At 44.6% G+C, this 25,943-nt stretch carries 17 protein-coding genes and 2 pseudogenes; all 19 read right to left on the bottom strand.

Going from position 1 to position 25,943, the window contains the following annotated elements; translation table 11 throughout:
- Positions 1-49: 49 nt before the first annotated feature.
- Positions 50-8,251 (bottom strand): DEAD/DEAH box helicase family protein, encoded by an 8,202-nt coding sequence (locus LQE94_RS16510; protein WP_330638876.1) that lies wholly within the window; start codon positions 8,249-8,251, stop codon positions 50-52.
- A gap of 18 nt (positions 8,252-8,269) precedes the next feature.
- Positions 8,270-8,941: pseudogene (locus LQE94_RS04830) on the bottom strand (DNA topoisomerase); the annotation flags it as partial.
- 41 nt (positions 8,942-8,982) lie between these two features.
- Positions 8,983-9,180 carry a hypothetical protein gene (locus tag LQE94_RS04825; protein ID WP_005335835.1) on the bottom strand — a complete coding sequence of 66 codons (198 nt, stop codon included), beginning with the start codon at positions 9,178-9,180 and terminating at the stop codon, positions 8,983-8,985.
- 247 nt (positions 9,181-9,427) lie between these two features.
- A complete protein-coding gene (locus tag LQE94_RS04820; protein ID WP_044930255.1) occupies positions 9,428-10,804 on the bottom strand; it encodes a virulence-associated E family protein in 1,377 nt (458 codons plus the stop codon).
- Positions 10,716-11,354, bottom strand: coding sequence for a CHC2 zinc finger domain-containing protein (locus LQE94_RS04815; RefSeq protein ID WP_008371567.1), 639 nt, complete (start codon positions 11,352-11,354; stop codon positions 10,716-10,718). The genes LQE94_RS04820 and LQE94_RS04815 overlap by 89 nt, the downstream gene beginning before the upstream one ends.
- 62 nt (positions 11,355-11,416) lie before the next feature.
- The gene (locus LQE94_RS04810) at positions 11,417-12,952 is read right to left on the bottom strand and encodes a serine/arginine repetitive matrix protein 2 (protein WP_178105369.1); all 1,536 of its coding nucleotides are present in this window, start codon (positions 12,950-12,952) and stop codon (positions 11,417-11,419) included.
- An 84-nt stretch (positions 12,953-13,036) separates the two neighbouring features.
- On the bottom strand, positions 13,037-13,786 hold the full coding sequence (locus LQE94_RS04805; RefSeq protein ID WP_240577149.1) for a hypothetical protein: 750 nt from the start codon (positions 13,784-13,786) through the stop codon (positions 13,037-13,039).
- 283 nt (positions 13,787-14,069) lie between these two features.
- On the bottom strand, positions 14,070-14,639 hold the full coding sequence (locus tag LQE94_RS04800; protein WP_235837120.1) for a DUF6560 family protein: 570 nt from the start codon (positions 14,637-14,639) through the stop codon (positions 14,070-14,072).
- Positions 14,640-15,029: 390 nt separating this feature from the next.
- Positions 15,030-15,677, bottom strand: a complete 648-nt coding sequence (locus tag LQE94_RS04795; protein ID WP_117460720.1) for a hypothetical protein — start codon at positions 15,675-15,677, stop codon at positions 15,030-15,032.
- A gap of 245 nt (positions 15,678-15,922) precedes the next feature.
- The gene (locus tag LQE94_RS04790; RefSeq protein WP_117460719.1) at positions 15,923-16,213 is read right to left on the bottom strand and encodes a molecular chaperone; all 291 of its coding nucleotides are present in this window, start codon (positions 16,211-16,213) and stop codon (positions 15,923-15,925) included.
- Positions 16,191-16,439, bottom strand: coding sequence for a ferredoxin (locus LQE94_RS04785; protein ID WP_117460718.1), 249 nt, complete (start codon positions 16,437-16,439; stop codon positions 16,191-16,193). Before LQE94_RS04785 ends, LQE94_RS04790 begins: the two co-directional genes overlap by 23 nt.
- Positions 16,440-16,548: 109 nt before the next feature.
- Entirely contained in the window at positions 16,549-16,932 is a 384-nt protein-coding gene (locus tag LQE94_RS04780) for a TnpV protein (protein WP_003864567.1), read from the bottom strand.
- Positions 16,929-18,851, bottom strand: coding sequence for a recombinase family protein (locus LQE94_RS04775; RefSeq protein WP_117460717.1), 1,923 nt, complete (start codon positions 18,849-18,851; stop codon positions 16,929-16,931). Before LQE94_RS04775 ends, LQE94_RS04780 begins: the two co-directional genes overlap by 4 nt.
- Positions 18,848-20,335 carry a DNA topoisomerase gene (locus LQE94_RS04770; RefSeq protein WP_240577148.1) on the bottom strand — a complete coding sequence of 496 codons (1,488 nt, stop codon included), beginning with the start codon at positions 20,333-20,335 and terminating at the stop codon, positions 18,848-18,850. Before LQE94_RS04770 ends, LQE94_RS04775 begins: the two co-directional genes overlap by 4 nt.
- Before the next feature lie 89 nt (positions 20,336-20,424).
- The gene (locus LQE94_RS04765) at positions 20,425-21,108 is read right to left on the bottom strand and encodes a CD1107 family mobile element protein (protein WP_128867650.1); all 684 of its coding nucleotides are present in this window, start codon (positions 21,106-21,108) and stop codon (positions 20,425-20,427) included.
- A complete protein-coding gene (locus LQE94_RS04760; RefSeq protein ID WP_117640121.1) occupies positions 21,098-21,436 on the bottom strand; it encodes a DUF4315 family protein in 339 nt (112 codons plus the stop codon). The genes LQE94_RS04765 and LQE94_RS04760 overlap by 11 nt, the downstream gene beginning before the upstream one ends.
- A gap of 17 nt (positions 21,437-21,453) precedes the next feature.
- Positions 21,454-23,925, bottom strand: coding sequence for a C40 family peptidase (locus LQE94_RS04755; RefSeq protein ID WP_173699756.1), 2,472 nt, complete (start codon positions 23,923-23,925; stop codon positions 21,454-21,456).
- A 32-nt stretch (positions 23,926-23,957) separates the two neighbouring features.
- Positions 23,958-24,269, bottom strand: a complete 312-nt coding sequence (locus LQE94_RS04750; RefSeq protein WP_173699758.1) for a hypothetical protein — start codon at positions 24,267-24,269, stop codon at positions 23,958-23,960.
- A gap of 93 nt (positions 24,270-24,362) precedes the next feature.
- Positions 24,363-25,835 (bottom strand): annotated as a pseudogene (locus LQE94_RS04745) (VirB4-like conjugal transfer ATPase, CD1110 family); the annotation flags it as partial.
- Between the last annotated feature and the right edge of the window lie 108 nt (positions 25,836-25,943).

Below are 25,943 nucleotides of genomic sequence, written 5' to 3'. Positions count from 1 at the left end.
TCCTCCTTTTGGATGTTTCCCGCCAGAGAACCCTCTGACGGGAAAACTTTTATAACTCCTGCTCGTGTTTCTTCTTTGCCGGCTTCTGTACAGTCGGCTGTTGTAGTGCGTTTTGCTGTGCTTTCTCCTGCTTCAGACGGTCTACGATGGAAGGCTTATGTATGTTATCTGCGATTTCCGGCAGTTCCCGTTCTCCCACAGATTCTCTCTTATTGCTTTCCGCACTCGCTTCCCTGCCAATATCTTCATCTGCCATGATGGTTTCATTTCCCTTCTCGTCCATATTTAACAGGGAATTTAACTCCGATAACCGTTCCATCTTTTCATTCAGTTCTGCCTCTTTTGGAAACGGCTTTTTCACTTCTTCCTGTGCAGTCGCAAGCTGCTGTTGTACCGTTTCCAGTTTCTGCTCACTCTCTACCAACTTTTTCTCGATAGAAGAAAAAGCATTGTGAATACGCTGGATATTTCCTGCGGGGTCTTTTCCAATCTCCAGCTTATAGGAACATTTTCCTTTGACCGTCAGTTCAAATGTATGGGTGAATGCATTAAACGTTGCTGACAGACGAAATCCATGATACTCCCCGACTTTGCCGCCGGTACTGACTGTCTTTAATCCTGCACAGGCTGCAAGTAACGCTTCCCCTGCCTCCTTTTTATCTGCATAATTGACATTCCCTACGTTCATAACAAAAGCATCATTGTCCTGTAAATCCACGCTTTTTATGACCTGCAAGTCTGCCTGCATCCCGGCAATCCGTTCCTTCAATGCACTGATCTGTACTGGGAAATTCTTTGCAATATCGGATTCCAAGCGGTAGATCTGACTGGTATGGTTCGCCTTTAAGAGCTTTAATTTACTGACCTGCACATCCAGATCCATCTTTTCCTTGATATACGGATTTCCTGTGGCAAGTGCCTTGATCTCGGCATAGGAAAGTGCCGTATCATCCACATCTTCACAGGCCCTGACCGGGGATTTACTGGTCATGATCTGGCTGATGAACTTCTGCTTGTTCTCCAGAATCTGCCACATGTACGCATCAAATGTATTTTCCGTAACGTACCGGAAGATCTTTACCTTCTCATTCTGGTTTCCCTGTCGTAAGATTCGACCTTCCTGCTGTTCCAGATCGGACGGCTTCCACGGGCAGTCCAGATGGTGCAAGGCAATCAATCGGTCCTGCACATTAGTACCGGCACCAAGTTTCGGTGTGGAACCCATCAGGATTCTCACCTGCCCGGCTCTTACCTTTGCAAAAAGGTCAGCTTTTTTTGCTTCCGTGTTATATTCATGGATAAAAGCAACTTCCTCTTTCGGTACACCTCTGGCAACCAGCTTCTCCCGCACATCATCGTACACATTGAAACTGCCATCCTCTTTCGGTGTGGACAGGTCACAGAAGATTAGCTGTGTTGTACGGTCTGCTTTTCCTTCCTCCCATACCTGATACGCATTTTTTACGCAGGTATTGACCTTGCTTGTTTCATCGTCCGGAAGAAGTTCATTTAATAATCTCTGGTCAAGGGCACATTTTCTTCCATCGTTCGTGATCTTCAGCATGTTATCCTCGGTTGGATTCACTAAGCCTGCCCTTACGCTTTCCGCACGTTCCGAAAATGCCCCGACCATTTCCTGCTGTTCCTCGCTTGGTTTTAAGACTTCGTTGATAAACTCTGCTTCCGGTACAGGAAGGTTCAGCATATCCGATGTCTGGATGTCCGCAGCTTCCTTAAATATGGAGATCAGCTCCGGAAGATTAAAAAAACGGGCAAACCGTGTTTTCGCACGATAGCCCGTTCCTTCCGGTGATAATTCGATTGCGGTCACTGTCTCCCCGAACGTTGCCGCCCAGGAATCAAAATGTCCCATGCCCATACGCATGAGTGTGTCATACTGGAGATAACGCATGATAGTGTAAAGTTCTGTCATACTATTTGACACGGGAGTACCTGTCGCAAAAGTGATCCCCCTGCCGCCGGTCAGTTCATCCATGTATCTGCACTTCATAAACATATCCGAACTTTTCTGTGCATCGGTCTGGGAAATTCCTGCCACGTTCCGCATTTTTGTATATAAAAAAAGGTTCTTGAATGAATGGCTCTCATCCACAAACAGCCTGTCTACTCCCAGCTGTTCAAATGTCACAACATCATCCTTTCTGGTCTGGTCATTGAGTTTTTTCATCTTTGCCTGTAAGCTCTTTTTTGTTTTTTCCAGCTGTTTGACCGTATAATTCTGCCCTGCCTGCCGTCCTGCTTCCTCGATAGAGAACGTAATATCTGCGATCTGCTGTTCCAGCATGGCAATCTGCCGTTCTCTGGAAAGAGGGATTTTCTCAAATTGTGTATGCCCGATAATCACGGCATCGTAATCCCCGGTCGCAATACGGGAACAAAACCGTTTTCGGTTTGCCGGTTCAAAGTCCTTCTTTGTAGCAACCAGGATATTTGCTCCCGGATAAAGGCGTAAGAAGTCACTTCCCCACTGTTCCGTCAGATGGTTCGGCACGACATAAAGGTTTTTTTGTGACAGTCCCAGACGCTTCGCTTCCATACCGGCTGCGATCATCTGGAACGTCTTTCCAGCTCCTACACAGTGGGCCAGCAGAGTATTGTTCCCATACAACACATGAGCCACCGCATTTTTCTGGTGCGGCATCAGGGTGATTTCCGGATTCATACCTACAAACTGGATATGGCTTCCATCGTATTCTCTTGGACGGATACTGTTAAACCGTTCATTATAGATCTGGCATAAATCTTCCCTGCGGTGCATGTCTTTGAATATCCAGGACTTAAATTCCTCCCGAATCAATTCCTGTTTCTGCTGTGCAAGCATCGTTTCTTTCCGGTTCAATTCCCGGTGTTCCCCGTCCGCATCCTGCACCGTATCATAAATCTTGGTATCCCTAAGATTTAAGGCATCTTCCAGCAAACGGTACGCATTTGCCCTCTGTGTTCCATAAGTAGAAGTAACAAGAGCATTTCCATAGCTGTCTATACTTTTTCCTGTGACATTCCACTGCCCGGTCACTTCGGCATACTGGACTTTGATCCGGTCCCCGACATAATATCTTGGTGTATGGAATGTCTCTGCCATGAACTGTGTGATATAGTCCTCCGAAATCCAGGTTGCACCAAGCCTTGCCTCAATCTCTGACGCATCCAGGTCTTTGGGCTGTACCTGCTCTAAATACTGCACGTTTACAATGTATTCCGGATGATTTTCGGCAAACTGTTTCGCAATCCGCAGCTTTTCCCTTACATTCCCGGAAAGGTACTCATCCGATGGCTCCCATTTTTCACCGATTGGATTCTTAAAGATGACTCCTGCAAGTTCCTCCGTCAGTTCCTCTTCCGTTTTCCCGGAAAGCTGTGACATATACGCAAGGTCAACCCCGGCTCTTTCTCCGATAGATACGGCAAGTGCTTCACTGGCTGTATCAACAGAAGTCACGGTTTCTGCCCGGCGGATGGTTCTCTTGGTAAAAATATCTGCCTTCCGTTTCAGTTCTCCCTTATCATCCAGAAATTCCAGAGATGTTAAAAGACAATAGCTGCTGTCCTGGCTAAATGCCCTTTTATTGGCATTACTGCTGAGCAGACCATACTTTGCTGTGAACGTATCGTATTCTTCATTGAGTTTCCCCTGAAGCTGTGTGATCTGCTCATCGCTTCCCTCGGTCATCTGACACTGAATCAGGGCATTCGTCGCATCACGGATCTTTACCATGCCTTTTACACGCTCGGTCGTTGCCGCCGGGAGTTCCATCCGGTTCATCACAGAGTTTTCCCGGTAATACACTTCCTCATTGACCACCGTAAAACTGAAATTCTTTACCTCCAGGTCTGCCGGAATGGACACCACATCTTCTTCCAGTTCCGTATCGGAAAGTTCCAGCTCCGTAATGGTTCCGTGGATATGCTTTACTGCTTCCTTTAACTGTTCCTCTAAGGTGACTCCCTCTTTTGCTCTTACAGTTACTTCCTGTTTTCCATACTGGGTACTCTCCGTTGTAAACTCCCCAAGCACCATTTCCGGATGCTCTGCAAAATACGCATTGACCGAATATCCTTCGGCAGTTTCCTTCAGATGTATCCAGTCCGGTTCCTCGATGGAAGCCCTGTCTCTTTTCTGGAAAAATAAAATATCGGAGACAACACCTGTATTGGCATTTCTCTGGAACGCATTATTTGGAAGGCGGATCGCCCCTAATAACTCTGCCCGGTTTGCAAGGTACTGTCGGACTGCCGGATTTTGTTTATCCATCGTCCCACTGGAAGTCACCACAGCCACCACTCCGCCGGGACGAATCAGGTCAAGGGATTTTGCGATAAAGTAATCATGGATCAGAAAATGGTGGCGGTCATATCTGCGGTCACTGACCTGATATGCCCCAAATGGTACATTCCCGATCACGCAGTCAAAAAAGCTGTCCGGGTAATCTGTTTCCTCAAATCCCTGTATGGCAATCTTATTTTTCTGGTAAAGCTGCCTTGCAATCCTGCCGGAAACCGGGTCAAGCTCCACACCATACATTTTTGCCTTGTTCATGCTCTCCGGGATCAAACCCATAAAGTTACCGACACCACATGATGGCTCCAGAATATTTCCCTGCTTCAGTCCCATGTTCTCCAGTGCTTCATACATACTACTAATCACAGTTGGCGAAGTATAAAACGCATTTAAGGTCGATGCCCTTGCCGCACTGTATTCTTCTGCTGACAGAGTGTTCTTTAACTCCAGATATTCCTCTGCCCAGCTGCTGTTGTTTTCCTCAAATGCCTGTGGGATACCGCCCCATCCGACATAGCGGGATAAGATTTCCTGTTCCTGTGGCGTTGCCAGTCGTTCTTCCTTCTCCAAAGTCTGCAATAAATGGATGGCTTCCATATTTGCCTGATACTTTGCTTTCGGTCCGCCAGCACCAAGGTCATGATCCTGGATGCGGAAGTTATGCGGTTCCGTTACAATCTTCTCCTGTTCCTGTTTTACATACGGCAGAAACTCTCCCTCGTATCCAAACAGTTCATTTTCTCCCGGAATATAGTTGCGTCCGGTTTCCAGACACCGGAATATATCTGCGGTCGGTGCGTTGCAGACTGCATAAAACTCCTCATAAGAATATTTCGGAAAATCTTCGGTATGATAGGTGGATAAATGCAGTTCTGTATTGGAACGGGTCTGAGCTACCAGTTCTTTTCCTTCCAGTCCTTCCGGTAATACTCCAACGGCTTCAAAATGATAACCCTGATACTCGAAAACACCTTCGTCCCAGGAATCCGCAAGCTGTTCTGCAGTCTTTCTATCTGCACTACTTTCTGGTTTCTCTACTTCAATTTGCTCTGATACTTCTACAATGTCTTCGTCTGTCAGAAGTTCCTCCTGTTCCTCAGTCTCAGAAACAGATTCTCCCTCAGTGGTTATCTCCACTTCCTCGGTTTCGTCCACATCCGACATATCTATCTCGGTCGGTTCAGACAATGCCCTTGTATCCAGATAATCAAACATAGACATCTGATGCCCAGATAGCCCTGCTTCTGAAAAAGATGTTTCCACTTCCGGAATTGGAAAGATCGTATAAATTCCTTCTGCATACTGATGAAGTTCTGAAAGAATCCCTGCTTTCTGCTGATAGTCTGTCCCATAGGCTTCAAAGTCTAATGGCAGAGCTGCCAATGCCGCATCCATTTTTTCAAGTAGTTCTTCTGTGCTTTCCGGATTATTCAGCACCTCCATGATCTCCTTTCTGGGTGCTTCCCAGAAAAAATCCTCTTCAAAAGGACGGTCAATATCTTCTGGCAGACGGTTATAAAAGTTCAACACCTTTGTTGCCATCTGCTCCCGTTCATATTCTGGCATATGGACATAATCCTCTGCCTGCAAGAACTTGTCATTCTTTATCAGATACTCTACCCGTCTTGCCACTTTATTCCACGGTAAGGTAATGGAAGTATGCGGATTTCCAAAATTTCCTCTGGCAAGAACCAAACCTTTCCCGTCATAGTCTGCATGGGAATTATCCGCACCGGAAAGTGCGTGGCTGCATCCGCCGATGCCATACTGCTCTTTTATAAAGTCAGCCCTTGCTTTTTCCTCCGTATGTAACAGATAAAAGGAATATGTCCTGAGCCTGCCTTCGGAATACGCCCCACCTCTGGCAAGAAATGCGTCGATCTCGTCCTGTGTAATGAACATCTGCTGTTCTTTCCATGCAAATCCCTCTCTCGCCTGGTATGGAATCACCTCATCTGCAAACTTCTGGAACTGTCTGGAGATATTGACCGGATTATAATGATGGAAACGCATAAGAGAATTGTCCGTCTCGTAGGCTTCTGCCAGTGCTTCCAGTCTTTCATTCAAATCCGAAAGCCACTCTGAATCTTGCAGTTTTTCAGTAAGATAATCCGTGATTTCCGGATAAATACTGCGAAGATGCGGCAGGTCTGCTTCATCAAAGACAATCTCTGCCACACCTTCTGCCATATCCCCTTTCATATAGGCAAGTGCCTGTGCGTGTTCCTTCAGGGCATTGTCCCTTGCCGCATCCAATACCGACTGCGGGGCATATTCTCCCTGATCTAAAAGCTGATGGATACGTCTGCTGACATCTTTCCAAGATAAAAAGGCTTTATCCAGAATCTGGTCTGCCACCGTGTGCCCGACTGCGATCTGCATCCCGGTTTCATCAAACCAGACGGAATATTCCCTTCCATCCATCTGAAAACCTTTGCCGCCTTTTCCATACTCACGCTTTACAAACTCCGTGTATTCTCCCGGTGACTGTTCACTCATAAAGTTATAGATGATACGCAGCTGGCTTCCTGTCCGGTTTCCTCCCGTCCGTAAAATATCATCCACAACACTTTCCGGAATAGGAATCTCCCCGGCATATAAAGCAGCTACCCTTTCACCAATCTGCCTTTTCTGTTCATTTGCTGTGGGATATTCGGGCAAAGATAAAGCAGAGGCGATTTCTTCCTCTGCTTTGCTCAGTCCATCTTCTCTTGTATCTTCAACTAGCTGTATACCAATTCCGTCAAGATGCTCTCTTCCGCTGTTGCCATCAGTGCGTTCATATGTGCTGTCCAGGCCATCGGGTCTGCTTCCTTGTCCGGTGCCGGATGGTTCTTCAGCAGTTTCTCCATCTGGCTGTCCATCCTCTCCTGTGCTGCCTTCTCGATCTCTGCCAGATGGCTGTTCAGCTTTCCTGTCAGGAACAGGCTCTGATACAGGCTGTTCTTGTGTTCCTTCAGGAATGTTCTCCGAAGCATCCCGTATTTCCCGATTGTCACTTCTTCCTCCTCTACGGTCAGGTTCGGAAACAGGTAATCCCCCTTGCGATGATATGTCAGTTCCATAGTCGGTTCCTCCTTCATTCTCGATATTTTCTTCTTTGTTGTTTTCTACATCCTGATTTTTATTTTCACGCATTAACGTGTTAAAGTTATTATAATTCCTTTCATTGGAAATTTCAACCTCTTTTCTGGCTTCTTCCAGAGAAATTTTATGTACCGTCCTTCCAATGTCGATCAGAACACTCTCACTGATCTGGCTTGCTGCATTTCCAAGAAAGGTCAGTACAGACAGCCGGTTATAATCGGTGATGTGCATAAAATCCTCTTCTTCCAGAAGCTCCATCGGTTCCAGACCACACCGTCTGCAAAGCATGTAATATACGCTGTCCGTTGCAAGCTGGCGGAAATCACTGCGGATCGTAACTTCATCCAGATCTTCCAGATACGTTCCTTCCGCTGCATACTCCAAGCCGTCCAGATATTCTTCCAGACTGTCTGCGACCATTTCCCTTGCAACCGCCATCAACGCATCCGATAAACTCCCGGTATCTTTTTCTTCCAGACCATACGCTTCTACCAGATGGGTAAGGATCTCTTCCTGCTGATGTTCCTGCATCTGCCACAGGTAAGGGCTTCTTCCGCCTGCCACCATGTGCGTATCTGAAATATCAAACACATACCGGAGTCTGGCATTGTGACCATTCTCGTCAAGCAGGGCGATTCCTCTTGCTCCCCGGTTTACCCAGCGGAACATCTTCTCATTCCACAGTTCCAGGGACGCACAGGCGGTTGCCTGTGGATGCTGTGCGTGGATCAGTAACTGGTCTGTAAAAGGATACCGGTACAGTCTCGCTGCGGTATCCATGTAACCCATCCAGTCCCTTGGTGAACTGCTCACCGATGTCGCATGTTCCTGTGCCAATTCCCGGATGTCCTGTAATTTCGACATACTGCCTACCTCCTTGCCTTATTTCTTTTTCTTCTTTGGAAATTCCAGATGGAACCTTGGCTTTCCATCCTCCAGTGTCAGCAAAAGGTCTGCGTCAAACTTTATATCTTTTTTTCTGGAATACAGCCCTTTTACATGGGTGCAGGCTTTATCAAGAAGCTCCACTGCCATCTTTTTATCCAAAGTTTTCTCCATGCTCCCTAAGAAACGGTTTTCTTTCCAGAGGGCAAAATCACACTGCCTGTTGGAACAGTAAAAATTCTGTTTCCCTTCAAAAACATCCGAACCGCAGACCGGACACTTACCGATCACTTCCCTTGCCTTCTGGAATCTTCTCCTTTCTTCTTCCGGTATCTCCCTGCATACAGAAAGGATCTTACCAACTAAAGAAGTGATCTCACCCATAAACTGTGTATCTGTGATCTGCCCTTTTTCCATCATTAAAAGCTGATTCTCCCATTCGGCAGTCATTGCGGCAGATTTCAGATAAGCCGGCATAACATTTACCAGTTCCCTGCCCTCTGTGCTTGGCACGATCTGCTTTCCTTTTCTTACCGCATAGCCGGAAGAAACCAGTTTTTCAATGATACCTGCCCTGGTTGCCGGAGTCCCCAGTCCTTTCTTCTCTGTCTCCGAATCGAAGTCTTTATTCCCTGCGGTTTCCATGGCGGCAAGGAGGGTGTCTTCTGAAAGCTTTTGTCAAGGGGGTGCGTGGATATTTTTCATATTACTTACGCAGATTCTCTCTCTGCTTCTGCCTGAATAATGCGTTTCAACCTGTCCTCCGCAGTCAAACCGCTACTATGGTCAAAAAACACTTTGACTTTATAATTTGTTTTGCCTTGCTTAATCACAAAAACTCCATCCGGTTTGTTTTTCTCCGAATGGTTATTTGGGGTGGGTAGTGTACTGTTCACAATATTTGTCATACGATATTCCTCCTTGAATGAAAAAGCCCGACAAGGAAAGGTCTGACAACGAAGTTCCGACAACGGACATCAGAAAACCTTTTTTCTTTATCGGGCGATACTATCTTTTTACTATTTCCTTTTTCTTTATAATATTGGTTGTCATGGTTGTCAGAGAGGGAAAAGTGCCGCAATATCAAGGCTTTCGGGATTTTTGCCCGACAACCAGACCGACAACCGGCTCGACAACCGAAGCGACAACGGGCTTTTATTTTTGCTTCAACCATTCTTCCGGAAGTCCTAACTGTTCCATTTCCTCTGTCGGGATTTCTTGAAAACCATCCATGCTGTTGTCAGGCTCGTTGTCATTCCTGATACGCTCCCAGCCCTTTTGTCGGCGGTAAGGCTCTGGAAAATACCTCGGATTGCTGAACGCCCTCCAGCCTGTGACAGCGTTATTCATAATGTCGTTGATCTCTCGCAGCTCCCATTGTTTCGGTTCGTCATAATCATGCCCCAGTGCTTCCTTGTAAAGCTGCTTAGAGCAGACTATGCTGCCGGAATAGCGTTCCAAATAGTCTAAAATCTGTCCTGCCTTTGTGTCCTCCGGCATAAAGTCCTTTTGGTGGGCTTTCAGATAAGCGTTCATAGCCGGACTGAATCTCAGACGGAAATTGCCACTTCTGTAAATCTCCATAGCTTCTGCCCACATCTGATTGATATACTCTCTGGAAGCCTGTTCATCTGCCAAAATATGAACCTCAGCCCTTTCAGGATAGACCATAACCGGAACGAAGCGGCGGTTGCCTGTTCGGTCAAGGGGAAGAAAGTCAAGGGTATTAGAAGAACCTCCAAACACACATTGTCTTTTTCTGTCTGCCGGATGTGTTTCATAGGGTATCTTATAGGTTTCCTTTTGGCGGCTCAGAAAGGACTTGATTTCTTCAATGCTCTTAGCGTTGGCGGTTGCAATCATTTCCGACATTTCAATAATCCAATGCCCCTGCATTTTGCGGTACACATTTTCATCATCCAGCTTTTTCAAGTCATCAGAGAACCAGTCATCATTGACCGCAAGCAAACGGAAGAAAGAGGACTTTCCGGCTCCCTGACCGCCCACAAGACAGAGCATAACCTCAAATTTGCACCCCGGCTTAAAAGCTCGTGAGATAGCACCCAGCAGAAACAACTTCAATGCTTCATAGGTGTAATCATCTGTATCAGAACCGAGAAAGCGGTGCAGACAGAAGCGTATGCGCTCTGTTCCGTCCCATTGCAAGGCATTGAGAAAATCACAGACAGGGTGGTAACGATTTTCATTGGCAATAACCGCAACTGCGTCTATGATTTTCTTCTCTACGGTCAATCCATAGTTTTCTTCAAAATATAGGAGCAGATATTTCACATCCACATCCGTCAATGTCGGGCTGTCACGATACCAACCGAGGGGCTTCACAATGTCGATTCTTTCGGTCAGAAGATTTTTTCGGATAGCCCCTTTCAAAAGTGGGTCATATTGCAGAACACGCTTATAATTTGCGGCAGTATTATAAACCTTACCTTTCTCGCTCTGCTCTAAGCTGTTTCGGATTTCTTCTACTGTGCATGGTTCTGTCTGCTGACAGTTCTGCAATTCGCTGTTCAAGTTTTAACACCTCCTTTCTCTGTTCTGCCACAAGTGCTTTTCGTTCCTCCAATGAACCATACAGAAGAATATCAAGTAGATATTCGATATAGTTCTTCTTATACAGTGCTTCTGCAAACAGGGGATTCCATTCCTCATCCGGCTGTTTAGGAGCGTATTTCTTTTCCCATTCTCTAAGAAGATGAAAATAATCCGTCAGCACCTTGTAGCAATGATTTTCTTCTTTTTGATACTTCTGTTCCGGTGTCGGCTCACGAATACGAGGGCGAATACTGGGCTTTTGTCGGCTGTCATAGTTAAGACCAAAATCTTCAGCAAGTTTGACAGCAGCTTCCCTCAGCCCGATACCGAATAGCTTCGCTGTCAGATCAACAGCGTCTCCAGTTGCTCCGCAGCCAAAACAGTAATAGCGTTCATCCAGCTTCATACTGGGGGACTTATCCGAGTGAAACGGACAGCACGCCATACCAGTGCGACCCACTTTCAAGCCATAGGCTTCTGCGGCTTGTCGGGCAGTAACATTTTCTTTTACAACTTCAAATACATTCATGTGACTCCTTTCCAGAAACGAAAAAAGCACCTGTCATTTTCAAAACGAAAATAGCAAGTGCCTTAAAGTTCCATATCCTGTTTTTTGCTTTTCGCCGGAATTGTCCGGCTGACTTCACGCTCTGCCATTTCCTTCTTCTTGCGGCTCAACTGCTCTATAATGGAACTTTTGGCTTTCTTCTTGATTTGCTCCGTTCCGGCTTTTTTGACCTCCGGTTTCATCAGCGTAGTTTGGATTTTCTGAATAGTTGATTTCATAGCATTTGTGATTCTGCCAATCACGCCATCCAATCGTTTCACTGCATACTCAACTTCTTTCTTTGAAGCCTTACGCTCAGGGGAGAGAACCCACGCCTTAGACTGCTCCACCAGCTTAATATCCTCCTTGTGCGTTTCCAGTTTTACAGTATCAGCAACGACCTCAACCGCCTTGTCATAGGCAATATCGGCAACCTCGTCCACCAAAGCTTCCACATCTTCAATCTTCATCGTGAGTTCTTCCAACTTTTGCTCCTGTGCTGCCAGTTGCTCCTTTTGCTTGAAAAGAATATAGTCCTGTTTTTCCAGATATGCACGACCACCATATTCCGGTTCTTCTTCCAGTTGTAAGCCATGCTTTTTCGCCACATCAAACAGCAGCACTCGGCAAGCTGAATCGAAAGTCATCTTGCGGTTGTTTTTTCTTCCGACTGGCTTCTCCGGTTCCGGCAGTTCAAACCCCAATGCTTCCAAAGCCTTTTCCTGTTGTGGGGCAATCTCTCCATATTGATTTTCACAGTCGAACACATGACGCTCGTGAATATGAGGGGTGCTTTCATCCAAGTGCAGCGCCCAATTCAGGATATGGACATGAGAGCCGAAACGCTCATTTGCGATTTCCATAAATTCTGTGACGATCTCAATGAGCAATTCCGGCGGAACATGATTGTCAAGCGTTCCAATCTGATAGACCGTTTCCTCTGGACAGGTCTTTTTGCTTTTGAGTAAATCTCCAGTTTCCTTATTTCTTTCAGGGTGTCGGTTCTTCACATTTCTTTCATTCTGTCCTGTTACAAAATCATGATACCGCTGACGATAAAAAAGCTGTTCCACATCTTCAAAAGTGGCAGACAGCTCATTTTCCTTTTCGGGATTTTTGAAATTGCGAAAGCCATTGTAACAGTCCCAATAGAGATTTTGTTTGGCTCGTTCTTCGTCAATGTGTTCGCTGTTGGCAATGTCAAAACTGCGGTCATTGTGCTTCGGGTTATAAACGCCATTCTTTCCGGCTCGTCCATTGTGTCTTGTTAATTTCACATGAGTTCCTCCTTTTCTTTTTGATTTCCCCGACAGGGGAGAAGGGCAGCGAAGCTGATTCCTTGCGGCTTTCTGCGTCAAGTAATACCCAGTATTAAGTGGCGAAACGCCACTTAACTGGGCAAGGCTGCCGCCCTTGACCTGCACAGGGATATTGCATTCCCTGTACCCATGCACAAAGGGTTGCACCCTCCGTACTCCCGCCCGAACAAACTGACTTCGCCCCGTCCCAAGCTCTGTCAGTTCCTTCGGTTTTACAAAACAGTCCACCGGACTATTTTGCAAAAAGAAAAACCGACGCATGATCGCTTTACGCTCAATACATCGGTTTCTTCATCTGACCTTGACGGTCATATTCAGTTGTGGCAGATTAGCCAATTTGAAAAATTACTCTGGCACATCTACTGAGTAGCTCAGACAATCGCCTCTTTTATTGCTTTTCAAATCGTTATAATACCACATATACATCGTTCTACCATATTCTTCATATTCTATAATCCCATCTGGCTTTTGACCTTCTACTTCTAATGAGTAAATTTCTTTATCATGTGCATAGCCAAAAACGAATCTGGTATCCGGATAATTTGGATTTAAGCCTTGTTGAATATCACTTATTGTTAAAGATAAATGGATAAATTTTTTGAAGTCTCCCCCATAAGTGGTATCTGGTGTAGTGGTAGCTGGTGTAGCATTTACAAACGCATATTGTGTACTTTCATTTTCTATCTTTTTTTTGCAGCGTACAATCACAAAACCTTGAACGGGATCGTTATCACTTCCTGCCCGATAGAAAACCGTATCATACTGTTTGCCATTCCATATATGCAATATTTCATCAACATGATTAAGAAAATCTTCTGGAGCTGATAAATTTTCATGTTCTGCTTTTAAGGGGGAATTCAAAATAGCTTCTTCGATAGAGTTATAATATGTAAGTTTAGAATCGTCTTTGCCATTATCTGTCAACTTAAACTCAATATACTCATTTCCTTTGTTTTCTTCTTCCGGAACATAAGTATAACGACCATTTTCAATATGGTCATCATAATCAACAAACAGTCCAATACATATCAGCGCTGCAAAAATTAAAAAAACTATTCCTATAATGATTAGCAATATTTTCAAAAATTTTTTCATACAAAAGTCCACCTTCTTGCTTCATTTCAGTAAATTATATCATACCGACATGAACAATTCAATTCACACTCTATCAAGTAGTTTTTTACTTACCCGTAACGCGCATTTATGCAAAATCCATAGTCACCGATACTTTCCTCACGGGTGATATACAGTCGGAATTCTGTCAGCTCATGTAAGAAAAACCGACGCATGATCGCTTTACGCTCAATACATCGGTTTCTTCATCTGACCTTGACGGTCATATTCAGTTGTTTAACATCGTACTGTTATAAAATCTATGTCATTTACGATTTTTCTTATGCTGATTTGCCCAGTAAGATTTTACAGGGATTCTTCTTCTCTCTATATCCTCCATAAATTCACTATCATCAACACCGCTGTCAATAGTGAATAATTTTTTGCCATTGACATATACACGAATAGAATTTCCCTTCATCTCGCAATATGTAATATCTTCAAAGCGAAAAGTTCTCTTTCTTCCAAAAGTTGAACGCCATGTGATTTCATCTCCGTTCACTTCCAATTTCCACATAATCATGTTCAATGAGCCGATTAAAGAAACAATAAAGAAAATACTAAAACCAATTGGTGGCAATAAATCATCTTGTTGAATAGCACTGGCTACCGTAGCTCCCCCAAAAAGAAACACCGCCAATACAAAAAACATAGTAAGTACTTTTTCGGTTTTTATTATATAATGCGTCCTAATTATTCCCTTTTTCTGTTCTTCCTCTCGTTCTTTAGCTCTCTTTTGTTGAAGATTTACAAGATATTTCAAAAGAAGAAGTACAACTAAATAGGGACCTATTTGTGTAATTATATTAAAACACATTCGTAAAAAATCATTCATTTTGCCCTCCATAGTTCCAGATATATAAAAATGATTGTTTGAAATCGAGCATTAAAAACCTCAATTTTTCATATTTCATTATACTTCATCAACTTAACGAATGGAAGAAAAATTTGTGTGCAGAGTTCCTGTTCAAGCCTTGTAACGCACATTTCCTCAAAACCCATAGTCCTCGATACTTTCCTCACGGGTGATATACAGTCGGAATTCTGTCAGCTCATGAAATAAGAAAAACCGACGCATGATCGCTTTACGCTCAATACATCGGTTTCTTCATCTGACCTTAATGGTCATATTCAGTTGTGGCAGATTACAAATAGTCTGTAAATGGATAAACAAAAACGACCAACTATGCAGCTGATTATCATTTATGTGGAATATAAAGATTATTTATTCATTCGGTTTTAGCTTATATTTTTTTATCAAAAAGTACTTCACGAAAAAAAATATACTCATTAAACATAGTAACGAAAGAACATAAAATCCCAAACCTGCTATCCTAATCATGGATATATATGGTATTTTAGAACTCATTATTTTAGCGACGGATATTCCGAGCATTCCAAAACAAACGAAACTCCAACCTCCCATAACTTTTTTATTAGAATCTGAATTATATATATCCTTTTTTATGAGAAACATAACTAAACATGTATATGCTATCGCACTTATTATATATACAATCAATAAAATAGCCATATAAGAACTATAATCTTCCTTTTCTAATGTTGAAAATATGAGAATAGTTCCAAACCAACCGAACAAAATGCCCATTCCTAAACCTTGAATGCCATGAATCCAAAAAGTTTTTTCGCCAGTCACATCTGATTTTGAAAATGTAGCAATTACGAAAACAACATAGAATAGTATTAAAAAAATTCTGTAAAAAGAGGGCGACGGAGTTGAATCTGCTATAAACATTGCTAAAAAACAGAGAAAAAGTATTGCTCCATCAAATTTATAAATCTCTTTCCTCTCTATTTTATTTTCAACACCATATAGTATGAAATTTTTGGTTTTTTCACTAAGTTTCATCATATAAAAATTACCCTTTCGTCATTATTTATTGCTATTCTAACATATCTCCATACCTTAAATCTACAAATAAGTGTTAATAATTCCGAAGTGGCATTAAATTTTCACAGCTTTTTATCTTGCTACCCGTAACGCACATTTCTGCAAATTTCATAGTCCCCGATACTTTCCTCACAGGCGATAGGCAACGGTCAAAACATCAGGTCTGCACCTGACATTTTAACCGCATATCAGCCCTGATTATCACACTATCCCTGCTGACTGTTCAGCCCATACTTTTTCGCATATTCGCTGGCTTTCTGTCTGCGTTCCTCACTGTAAGGCGGCAGGAAGCGGATAGACAGACGGGACTTTGCCAGCTCATAAGAAACACCGCCTTGAACATTGGATTTTTCCAGTCTGCAAAGGTCAGGGTACTTCTTAGCAAAAGCAGCCAACCTCTTTTTCAATCCGGCGTTGTGGGTGTAGATATTTGCCTTGTCCTCGCCCTCATTAAAGAGAACGATTGTTTCTTTCTCAATCTTCGTCAGTCTCTCCATAGCAGCCCTCCCTATGGTTTTTCAACACACGCAGCTTGCAGTAAAAGCAGCAATACCACCTTTCAACACCCTCAGCACTCAGCTTGACGGAAAGCATATAAAACAGCTTCTTCGCCACTGGATCGGGTGCAAGGGCAGCTACCATACGCAAACGCTTGACAGTTGCTTTCAGGTTCGGACAGCCAAAGGCATAAAGGGCTTCCATTTCATTCCGGTTCATCTTCATTGTGTTTTCCTCCTTAAAGTTTGATAAATGAAAAGCGACAGACACTTCATAAGGAAATACCTGTCGTTTCGTTGACGATATAAATTTGTTGGTTTTGGACTTGATAAAATCAGCAGTAAATCATTTCCTGTCTGATGATTTCTTCGGCTCGGTTACGGATAGAGTTCATGGACTGTACCCACAACATCTGATTGTCTGCTTTCATGGTTTCGGTCACACCCTCGGCTTGTTTCATCTGCTCAATGATAAGGCTGCACCTTTCTGCTGCCTGTTCGTTCAGGTCAGCAAGGTAAGTATGCAGTTCGCCGGATAAACAGAGGGCAGATAACCTTGCAGGGCGGTACTGCTCCAAATATGTCCTGTGCAGTCTGCCCCACATACCGATAGGGCGATGTTCCTCCGGTAGCTTCAAGTCCGGCACATAGTAATCGCCCACAAGAACATAGTCCAGACCGTTACATTCATCATGGATTCGTGGTTTCAATTCTGTCATGCTATTTTTTCTCCTTTCACTTTTTGCCGATTTGATTTGCTTGTGGCGTTCTGTTCAACACACACATTGCTATCAGAGCTTTTTTCTTCTGCTATACGCTCATGCTCCGCAAATTCTTTTGATTTCTCACGAATCTTTTTCATATACTTACGATTGGATTCTCGTTTTCTGCGAAGTCGTTCCGCCTCTTTTTCAGCAGCAATCCTTTCTTCCTCTGTTGGTTCATGCTGCTCCACAGGTACTTGAAATTGCCCGACATAGTTAAGATATATCTCCACCTCTGTGGTGCGGTCTGCACCTTTTCCTTGTGGCTCGTGAACCAGTATTTTGTCGATAAATTCATTTATCATGGCAGGAGTAAGTTCTGTAATGTTCTCATACTTTTTGACCAGCTTCAGAAAACGCTCCACATTATTTTGACCGCCTATAATCCGTTGCATATCAGCGGTGTCAGTCTCAATAATCTTGTTCAGCTCGTTCTGCTCATTTTCATAATCAGTAAGCATACTCTGAAAAAGTCTGTCCGGCAATCTTCCAATCACATTATCTTCATAGATTTTCCTGATAAGCATATCCAGTTCGTGAACTCGCTTCTGATTTCTTTCAATGCGGTTTTTTACAGTTTCAGAAACAGCAATATCTTTCATCGCCGATTCTTCTTGCAGAGAATAGACAAACTCCTGCTCATTCAAAGAAACATAATGGCAAGTCTCTTGTATAGTTTTCAGAATGATGCTTTTAAGTGCTTTTGTTGAAATATGGTGGCAAGTACAGTGACGATCATACTTCTGATAAGCAAGATTATAAGTGGAACATTCATAACAATCTGCCGGATTGGAATAACTTGTCCTTTTTTCGCCTTTGGCAGTATAGTATATTCTTTCTCGCCCTTTCCGCTGCCTGTGATTATACATCGGCGCACCACAATCAGCACAGTAAATCTTTCCGGTCAGAACATTAGGCTCGCCCATAGGATCTGCTTTTCTTACATTCTGTCTTAACTTTTGAGCAAGCAGCCATGTTTCTTCATCGACAATAGGCTCTTGTGTATCATCAAAAACCACCCAATCTTCCTTGTCTGCCCTTTTCGTCTTTTTGTCCTTATAGGAATTTTTGAATGTCCTGAAGTTGACAGTCTTTCCGATATACTCTGGTCGGGCAATCAGAGTAGTAACCTGATTTCCTCGCCACATATACGGATTTTCTTTGTCATAGTTGCTTGCATGATTTCCAAGTCCCTTTTTTCCAAGATAATAAGACGGTCTTTCTATTTTTTCTTCTGAAAGTTCTCTTGCTATCTGATAAGGTCCTTTTCCCTCAATAGTCATGCGATAAATTCTGCGGACTACTTCAGCAGCTTCTTCATCAATAATCCAATGGTCGGGGTTTTCGGGGTCTTTCAAATAGCCGTATGGTGGGATATTACTTGTATGAGCGTTGCCGGAAGAACCTCTGGATTTCAGTACAGCTTTAATTTTCTTACTTGTGTCCCTGACAAACCACTCATTCATGATATTCAGAAAAGGGGCAAACTCACTGGTTTCTTGACGGTCACTGTCAATACCATTATTGATTGCTATAAATCGAACTTCCTTTTCTCTAAACAGAATGTCAGTGAAAAAACCCACTTGCAAATGGTCTCTGCCGATTCTGGACATATCTTTGCAGATACAGGCAGTGATTTCTCCGTTTTTAACACCTTCAACAAGTCTGTTCCATGAAGGTCTGTCAAAGGTCGCTCCACTCCAACCATCATCGGTAAAATGAACAAGATTCGTAAAACCATGTTTTATAGCATAATCTTCAAGCATTTGCTTTTGATGAATGATACTGTTACTCTCTCCAGCATTATCGTCATCACGAGACAGTCTTTCATACAAAGCAGTAATGCCATTGCTTCTATCTTTTTTTCTTCTCATGCTGAACTCCTTTCTTCAATTCCTATCCACTCCTTACGCTCACAAAATATCACATCATTGAATGGTTTGGGCGGGGAAGTAAAATGCACTGTCTTTTCTGCCTTTACCGGAGAAAGCGTCATTCTTTCTTCATACCCATATGGAATGGAAGTCTCTTTTTCCGTTTCTTCTTCCGGCTTGGCTTTCACATACTGGTTCTTAAAGGCATTCCCCGCCTCTTTAAATCCCATCTGCACCGGCACTTTTCCTCTGGCGGTAAAATCATGTTCCTGACATTTGACCGTAATATCCGTCTGCTCATACTGATACTCTTCCCCGGTTGCCTGCACCAGCTGCTGGCAGACCAGCATCATCAGGTTCTTTTTGTCCGCTGGCAGATCAGAGATTCCTTTTTCTACGGCTTCTTTGGTTGGAAGAATCGCATGATGGTCGGATACTTTTGCATTGTTAATTACCCTGGTGATGTTATGCCCCAGCTGTCCATAATCCAGGAACGGAAGTAAGACTGGCATTTTCCCTACCAGTTCCTCTACGGTATCCCTCATATCCTCCGTCACGAACTGGCTGTCCGTTCTTGGATAAGTGACCAGCTTTTCTTCATATAATTCCTGCAGCATATCCAGTGTTTTCTTTGCCGTATAGCCAAAGTAACGGTTTGCTTCCCTTTGCAGGCTGGTCAGATCATAAAGTTTGGGAGGAAATGCTTTCTTTCGTTCCCTCTTTACCTGTGTAATCACTGCTTCCGAACCCATACATAAGGAAGCAAGGAGATCGGCAGCTTCCTCATTTGCAATATTTTCAGAAACTACCGTAAGCCTTCCGTCTGTCAGTGCCACTTTATAAAAGGCTTCTTTCTGAAAATGCTCAATCTTATCCTGACGTTCCGCAAGCATGGCAAGCGTCGGCGTCTGCACCCTGCCCACAACCAGACGTTTAAAATAACAAGTCGTATATGCCCTGGTTCCATTCATGCCGATCAGCCAGTCTGCCTGTGCCCTGCATACCGCAGCCATGCAGAGATTCCGGTATTCCTCTGCTCCTTTCATTGTCTGAAACCCTGTCCGGATTGCCGTATCTTCCATGGAACTGATCCATAAACGCTTCACCGGTTTCCTGCATCCGGCAAGGTCATACACTCTCTGGAAGATCAGTTCCCCTTCCCTTCCTGCATCACATCCATTTACCAGATAGTCCACATCTGTCCGGTTCATCAGGCTTTTTAACACATCAAACTGTTTCTTCTTATCTCTGGAAACTTTCAACTTCCAGACCTGCGGGAGAATCGGAAGATCTTCAAACTGCCACTTCTCATATTTGGAATCGTATTCCTCCGGCTGTGCATACTCTGCCAGATGCCCAAGGCACCAGCTGACAATACAGCTCTCCCCTTCTAAATATCCGTCCTCTTTCTTATAAGCTGACAGGTTTTTGGCATAACTCTGTGCCACACTTGGTTTCTCTGCGATCACTAAAAATTTTGACATACGCTTTTTTGTCCTTTCTGAAAAAAGGGCAGCCAAACTGCTCTGGCTGCCCCTGTCCTTATTTTGGTTGCTTCTTTGGAGATGGAAGTTTATTCTTCTTCCTCATCCTCTTCTTCATTTACATACGGTCCGTCAGAGAACTCCAGCTGTTCGCTTACATAGTCCTCCTCTTTGCCACGTCCATGCTTTTTATAAACGGCAATCCCTGCCACTCCAAGAATCACTGCAAGTACGATTGCTCCAAGTCCTTTTACATTCATTCCTGTCTTTTCTTCTTTCTTCACTTCGGTTTCCTCCTCTGCTGCCGGGGTAGTTTCCGGTGTGGTTTCCGGAATCACTACGGTTGATTCTTCGGTTTCTTTGCTCTTTTCTGTCTCATCCAGAAATTCTGCCAGGTCATTCTCATCGACCAGGGACATCATGTACACGTTTTCTGTATTGCTGGAACGGTCAATGACCATATAAAATGTATTTCCCTTCTTGGTCTGGATGGTAAGGAACTGTTTCGTATCATCATTTTCCTTATCATCCACCAGCTGGGCATTTCCCGGAGTAGAAAAAGCCGAATTATCCCCTTCCCCGGTGACCCTTCCGGTATCCTCTTTCTTCTCCGTATCTTCTGTTGATTCTGTTGCCGTTTCTTCTACTACCTGTGTCGTTGTCTCCTCCGCCGGTGGGTTTGCATTTGCGTAAACCGTAGCAATGGATGTCCCGGAGATCATGGTGACTGCCATGGCAATCATAAGCAGTTTCTTTACCACTTTATTCCTCATCGTCTAAAACCTCTCTTTCTGTCATCTGACCAACAGATGGTCTATGAACTTCTGCGTTGTTTTCCTTTTTCTGCGGAGCTTTTGCATCCTCCACCGTAATACCGCCATCCTCATCCATCTGGATCGTAACGGTTCCTTTCTGAATCCCGTCAAGCAGGACAAGCAGGCTGCGGCTGTCCAGCTTCATGGAACGGAACGACTTAACGATCTCTATATCTTCCATCTGCTGTCTCAATGTATTCTGCCGCTTCAGGTGTTCCTGTAATTCAGCAATCTTATCCTCCGTTTTCTGAATATCATCCAGAAGTTTTTTTAATTTCATGTTCATCTGCCCTGTCACCTCCTCTAATGCAGACGACCAAACGCCATAAAATGTTCCTGCCAGTAGGCACTTGCGATGCTCGTATACTGGACAGGCTTGCCACAGTGGATCATCATGTTATTGCCGACATAGATTCCCACATGGCTTGCTCCCGCTGTGTCATAGGTTCCCTGGAAGAAGATCAGATCTCCCGGTTTTGCCTCCGATGGCGATACCTGCGAACAGTGTGACCGCAGCTCATCGGCAGTACATCTTCCGACATTCCATCCATTTCCACAGTTATTGATAACCCAGCTTACAAAGCCGGAACAGTCAAAACCACTTGGGGAATAACCGCCCCATACATATGGAACACCCAGATATTTTTCTGCTTCCTGTATCATTTTTGCAAACTGTGGATCAGATAAAGCATCTGCCGGTATGTCGTAACCAAATCCACTGCTTCCGGTGGGTATGCTGTTTAGATCAAACAGATAATCACGGTTGCCATAATATTTGTTATACGCATCGTAGCGTTCCTGTTCTTCCTCTGTCATACGGCTCCTTAACACGGCATCCAGGCTGTGGTTTGTCATCGTTACATCCAGGCGGTTCACTTCTTTTGTGGTCGTGACCTGCACTTCCTGGCTTCCATTACTGTCTGCTATGTAGGCTTCCCATGTCTGGTGTCCATGTGCGGATGCCGCCGCATGATTGTCATAGTAAACATCGAACTGTACCCCATATCTTGCAAACGCTCCAGTATCTTCTACTACATATTCCACACCGTTCATGACTACATGTGTTCCGATCGGCACAAATGGGTTCGCTGCATCCACGGCAATCGTATGGTTTGCTGTCGGCATCGCCCCACTGGCTGTCGGTCCGCCACTCCACTGCCCACAGCAGATCGGGCAGTTACAGTATCCACTCGTCACAACCTGTCCCAAGGATTCCCCTACCCGGACCGTCTTGGTTTCCGTAACCGTCTCTCTGGTAGAGTCTGTGGTGATCCCATACTGCTGTCGGAAGATTTCCTTAATCTCCTCTGCCACTTCCTCGTAAGTGAAGCCGCCATATTTTACCGTAAGATAAGAGATCAGCTGATATGGGTTATGACCGATCTCATCAATCTGATACCGGTATTCATCGTAATCCGGATGGGTGGATTCCATCTGGTTGATCTGTGTATTCAGTGCTTCTTCCAAGGCACGGTACGCATTTTCAGCGGCATAAATATCTTCATCCGTACTGGAATAGCTAGTAGAGATGATCGCTGAGGAAGCTCCCTGCAAGGATGCCGTACAGCTGGTAAAACTGGCTGCGATCAGCACAAAGATCAGGGCAAAGACTGCTACCGTGGCAAAAATTCCCCGGTTCTGTGCCATCACCATCTTGACCGCATCTTTCGCTTTTTCCGTAAACTTCTGTGCGGAAGTGATCGCTGCATCCTTTACTTTTTTACTCTGTCTGGCTGCCTGATACTGCTTCTGGTAACGCTTCTTCTGAAAGAGTTTCTGCAGGGCAGATTTCTTTTTCTTCTCTGCTTCTCTTTTCACTGCGTCCTTCGCTTCATTTCCATAGGCAGTCTCAAATACCAGCCTGCTCCTTTCTGCTTCATCCAGGACGCTTTCTTTTAATCTCCGGGATTCTTCCCTCCGCCCTTTCAGCTGTTCCCGCATGTAGATGGATTTCCTTGCAAGGCTTTCCCCGGCAAGTTCTGCCCGGTGTGCCCCTTCCACTGCCGCATTTTCATCCTCTTCTTCATGCGTTTTCCAGTGTGCTACCGTGACTGCCGCATCTTTGACTGCCGATGCCGGATTCCGGATACCGATCCCGGCACCATGTACCATGCCGTTACCTTCATCACCAAAAGACAAACGGGAAACTTTTTTCCGCTGTTCCTTCAGCACCCATTCCCTTTTGGACTTGCCTTTGATCTCCTCCTGGAACTCATCCAGGGAATCTTCCATCACTTCGGAAGTTTCCCGGTAACGGGCAGATTCTCTTTTGGCTGCTTTTTCTTCTCTGGAAGCCTCCTTTTCCTTCCTTCTTTCCTTTGCAGCATAATCCCTGACCATCTTTTTCTTCCGAAGATCCCGGCTGTCCGCAACTGTCTCCAGATATGCCCGTTCCCCTCTTGGCTGTCCACGGATACTCTCTGTGCGAAAGGCAGATTTGGGATTTTCTCCATTTTCAACGGAAACATCTCCCTCTGTTTTCACCTCTTCATCCATATCTGGTTTTATATCCTGGTCGGATACATGTTCCCTGCTATATCTGGGTTTTCTGGAACTCTGCTCCGGCTGTTCCATCCCCCGTTCTTCTTTCCGCCGTTCCTGTCTGCGTTTACTGAAATCCAGTTCCTCTTTCTTCTCACTGCGGGGAATCTCGGTATCCGTATCCCGTCCGGTGATCCTTTTTTCTTCCTTGTTCCGGAGGTTTTCTTCCCGCAGACCATCCCGGCTCATCTTCTGGACGGTTTTATCTCTCGCCTTATACTCATGCTCCTGCAACTTTGACCATCCCCTTTACTGCTTTGTCCCGGTTATTCTGTCTTATCCTGATAGTCCTCCCATTTCTCCAACACTTCATCTGCCATCCCTGCAATGGAATCCGTCAGCTTGTCTGTCATTCGCTCACTTAAAGTTCCCCTTACAGCCAGACAAGCTGTAATTCCCATGAAGTCAATCAGTTCCGCCAGATAGATAAGATCATCCATCATTTCATCAGCCGTTACTTTTTCCTTTGTGTCCTTTTCCATTTTCAAAATCTCCTTTTCATTGTCTGCACAGATTCTTTCTGCAAATATGCAGCAAGGTTCACCGCTGCATCTCTCCATGTTTCTGTAATCTTCCATCTTGTAATCCTCCATTTTCCGGGCAGAAAAATTACCGGAAGTATTCCCCCCGGCTCATCCTCTACTCTGTTTTATTTTGTTTCGTTTATTTCTTTAATCGTCCCGTTCTCCGATACCAAGTTTCTTCCGTTTCTCCACCTCGTCCGGCTTGGAAGTCATCAGGGCATACAACATCAGGGAATTATCAAACTTATCCTTGAACGGGATAATGGTGCTGCCATAAAAGACCAGTCCCTCACCTTCCCCGCTGTTCGTTACATAAGAAAGCTGGTGTGGGGAAATGTTGAGCTGTTTTGCAAGGATCTGTCTGTCACCGGATGCCTGGTTGAGCATCAGGATAAAGTCAGAGTTTTCAAAGATGTTCTCAATCTCCCGGCTGGCTAACAGGTCTTTTACGTTCTGCGTGATACCCGTAGGGATACCACCCCATTTACGGAATCGCTTCCAGATCTCCACGCTGTATGCTGCTGTCTGCTCCTCTTTTAAGAGCAGATGGAACTCATCAATATAATATCTGGTACTCTTATTCGCAGAACGGTTGATCGTTACCCTGTTCCACACCTGGTCCTGCACGATCAGCATACCCAGTTTTTTCAGCTGTTTTCCCAGATCCTTAATGTCAAAACATACGATACGGTTACTCAGTTCCACGTTGGTTCTATGGTTAAACACTTTTAAGGAACCATTGACGTAGATCTCAAGTGCCGTTGCCAGACGCTGTGCTTCCTGCTCTTTCTGATTACGGAGAAGATTATATAAATCCTCTAAGATCGGCATTTTTTCCGGTACCGGGTCAGAAAGGAAATCCTGATAGACCAGCCTTACGCATCGGTCAATGACGGTCTTTTCAACCGGCTCCAGTCCGTTCTTTCCGCCAACTACCAGCTCACAAAGGGACAGGATGAAGTCCGATTTTAAGGAAAGCGGGTCATCATCGTCAGCGTAATCCAGGTTAATATCCATCGGATTGATATAATCGTGGCTGGTCGGGGAAATACGGATCACCTGTCCATGAAATGCCCGGACTAACGGATAATACTCCCCTTCCGGGTCACATACGATAATGTCATCTTTCGTCACGATAAATGCGTTTGCAATCTCTCGTTTTGCCGCAAACGATTTACCGGAACCCGGTGTACCAAGAATCAGTCCGTTCGGGTTCTTCAGCTTCTTCCTGTCTGCCATGATAAGGTTATTGGACAGGGCATTTAATCCATAATAAATGGACTCCCCACTCATAAATAATTCCTGTGTGGTAAACGGGACAAAAATCGCCGTGGATGTCGTTGTCAGTGCCCGCTTGATCGGTACGAAATTCATCGCAAGCGGCAGACAGCTCATCAGTCCCGGCTCCTGCTGGTAATCCAGCCGTTTCAATGCACAGTTATATTTCTGTGCAATACCTGCAGTCTGGAACACCACATTTTCCAGTTCCTGTTTGGTCGGTGCGGTATTTAAGAACAATGCTGTCACAAGGAACATTCGCTCATTTCTGGACTGCAGATCTTCCAGAAGCCTTTTTGCCTCCCCACCGTATGTATTTAAATCCGAAGGGAATAGCGATAGGTAAGCCTTTGAAGTTATCTCCAGCTTTTCCCCCGCTTCACACCGGACATGCGACTTTCACCGCATCCGGCGTTCCATCAATCAAACAGATTTCTTAGTCTCCTTAGT

This window comes from Mediterraneibacter sp. NSJ-151, assembly GCF_022487435.1.
In the GTDB taxonomy this organism is placed as follows: Bacteria; Bacillota; Clostridia; order Lachnospirales; family Lachnospiraceae; genus Schaedlerella; species Schaedlerella hominis.
This window is presented reverse-complemented; position numbering and strand designations above follow the sequence as displayed.

Coding starts and splice junctions, on each gene's coding strand:
- LQE94_RS04800 (WP_235837120.1), bottom strand. CDS start 14,639: ATGAATGATTTTTTACGAATGTGTTTTAATATAATTACACAAATAGGT.
- LQE94_RS04805 (WP_240577149.1), bottom strand. CDS start 13,786: ATGAAAAAATTTTTGAAAATATTGCTAATCATTATAGGAATAGTTTTT.
- LQE94_RS04750 (WP_173699758.1), bottom strand. CDS start 24,269: ATGGAAGATTACAGAAACATGGAGAGATGCAGCGGTGAACCTTGCTGC.
- LQE94_RS04815 (WP_008371567.1), bottom strand. CDS start 11,354: ATGAATGTATTTGAAGTTGTAAAAGAAAATGTTACTGCCCGACAAGCC.
- LQE94_RS04775 (WP_117460717.1), bottom strand. CDS start 18,851: ATGAGAAGAAAAAAAGATAGAAGCAATGGCATTACTGCTTTGTATGAA.
- LQE94_RS04780 (WP_003864567.1), bottom strand. CDS start 16,932: ATGACAGAATTGAAACCACGAATCCATGATGAATGTAACGGTCTGGAC.
- LQE94_RS04810 (WP_178105369.1), bottom strand. CDS start 12,952: ATGCGTCGGTTTTTCTTTTTGCAAAATAGTCCGGTGGACTGTTTTGTA.
- LQE94_RS04760 (WP_117640121.1), bottom strand. CDS start 21,436: ATGAACATGAAATTAAAAAAACTTCTGGATGATATTCAGAAAACGGAG.
- LQE94_RS04765 (WP_128867650.1), bottom strand. CDS start 21,108: ATGAGGAATAAAGTGGTAAAGAAACTGCTTATGATTGCCATGGCAGTC.
- LQE94_RS16510 (WP_330638876.1), bottom strand. CDS start 8,251: ATGTCGAAATTACAGGACATCCGGGAATTGGCACAGGAACATGCGACA.
- LQE94_RS04825 (WP_005335835.1), bottom strand. CDS start 9,180: ATGACAAATATTGTGAACAGTACACTACCCACCCCAAATAACCATTCG.
- LQE94_RS04790 (WP_117460719.1), bottom strand. CDS start 16,213: ATGGAGAGACTGACGAAGATTGAGAAAGAAACAATCGTTCTCTTTAAT.
- LQE94_RS04770 (WP_240577148.1), bottom strand. CDS start 20,335: ATGTCAAAATTTTTAGTGATCGCAGAGAAACCAAGTGTGGCACAGAGT.
- LQE94_RS04785 (WP_117460718.1), bottom strand. CDS start 16,439: ATGAAGATGAACCGGAATGAAATGGAAGCCCTTTATGCCTTTGGCTGT.
- LQE94_RS04795 (WP_117460720.1), bottom strand. CDS start 15,677: ATGATGAAACTTAGTGAAAAAACCAAAAATTTCATACTATATGGTGTT.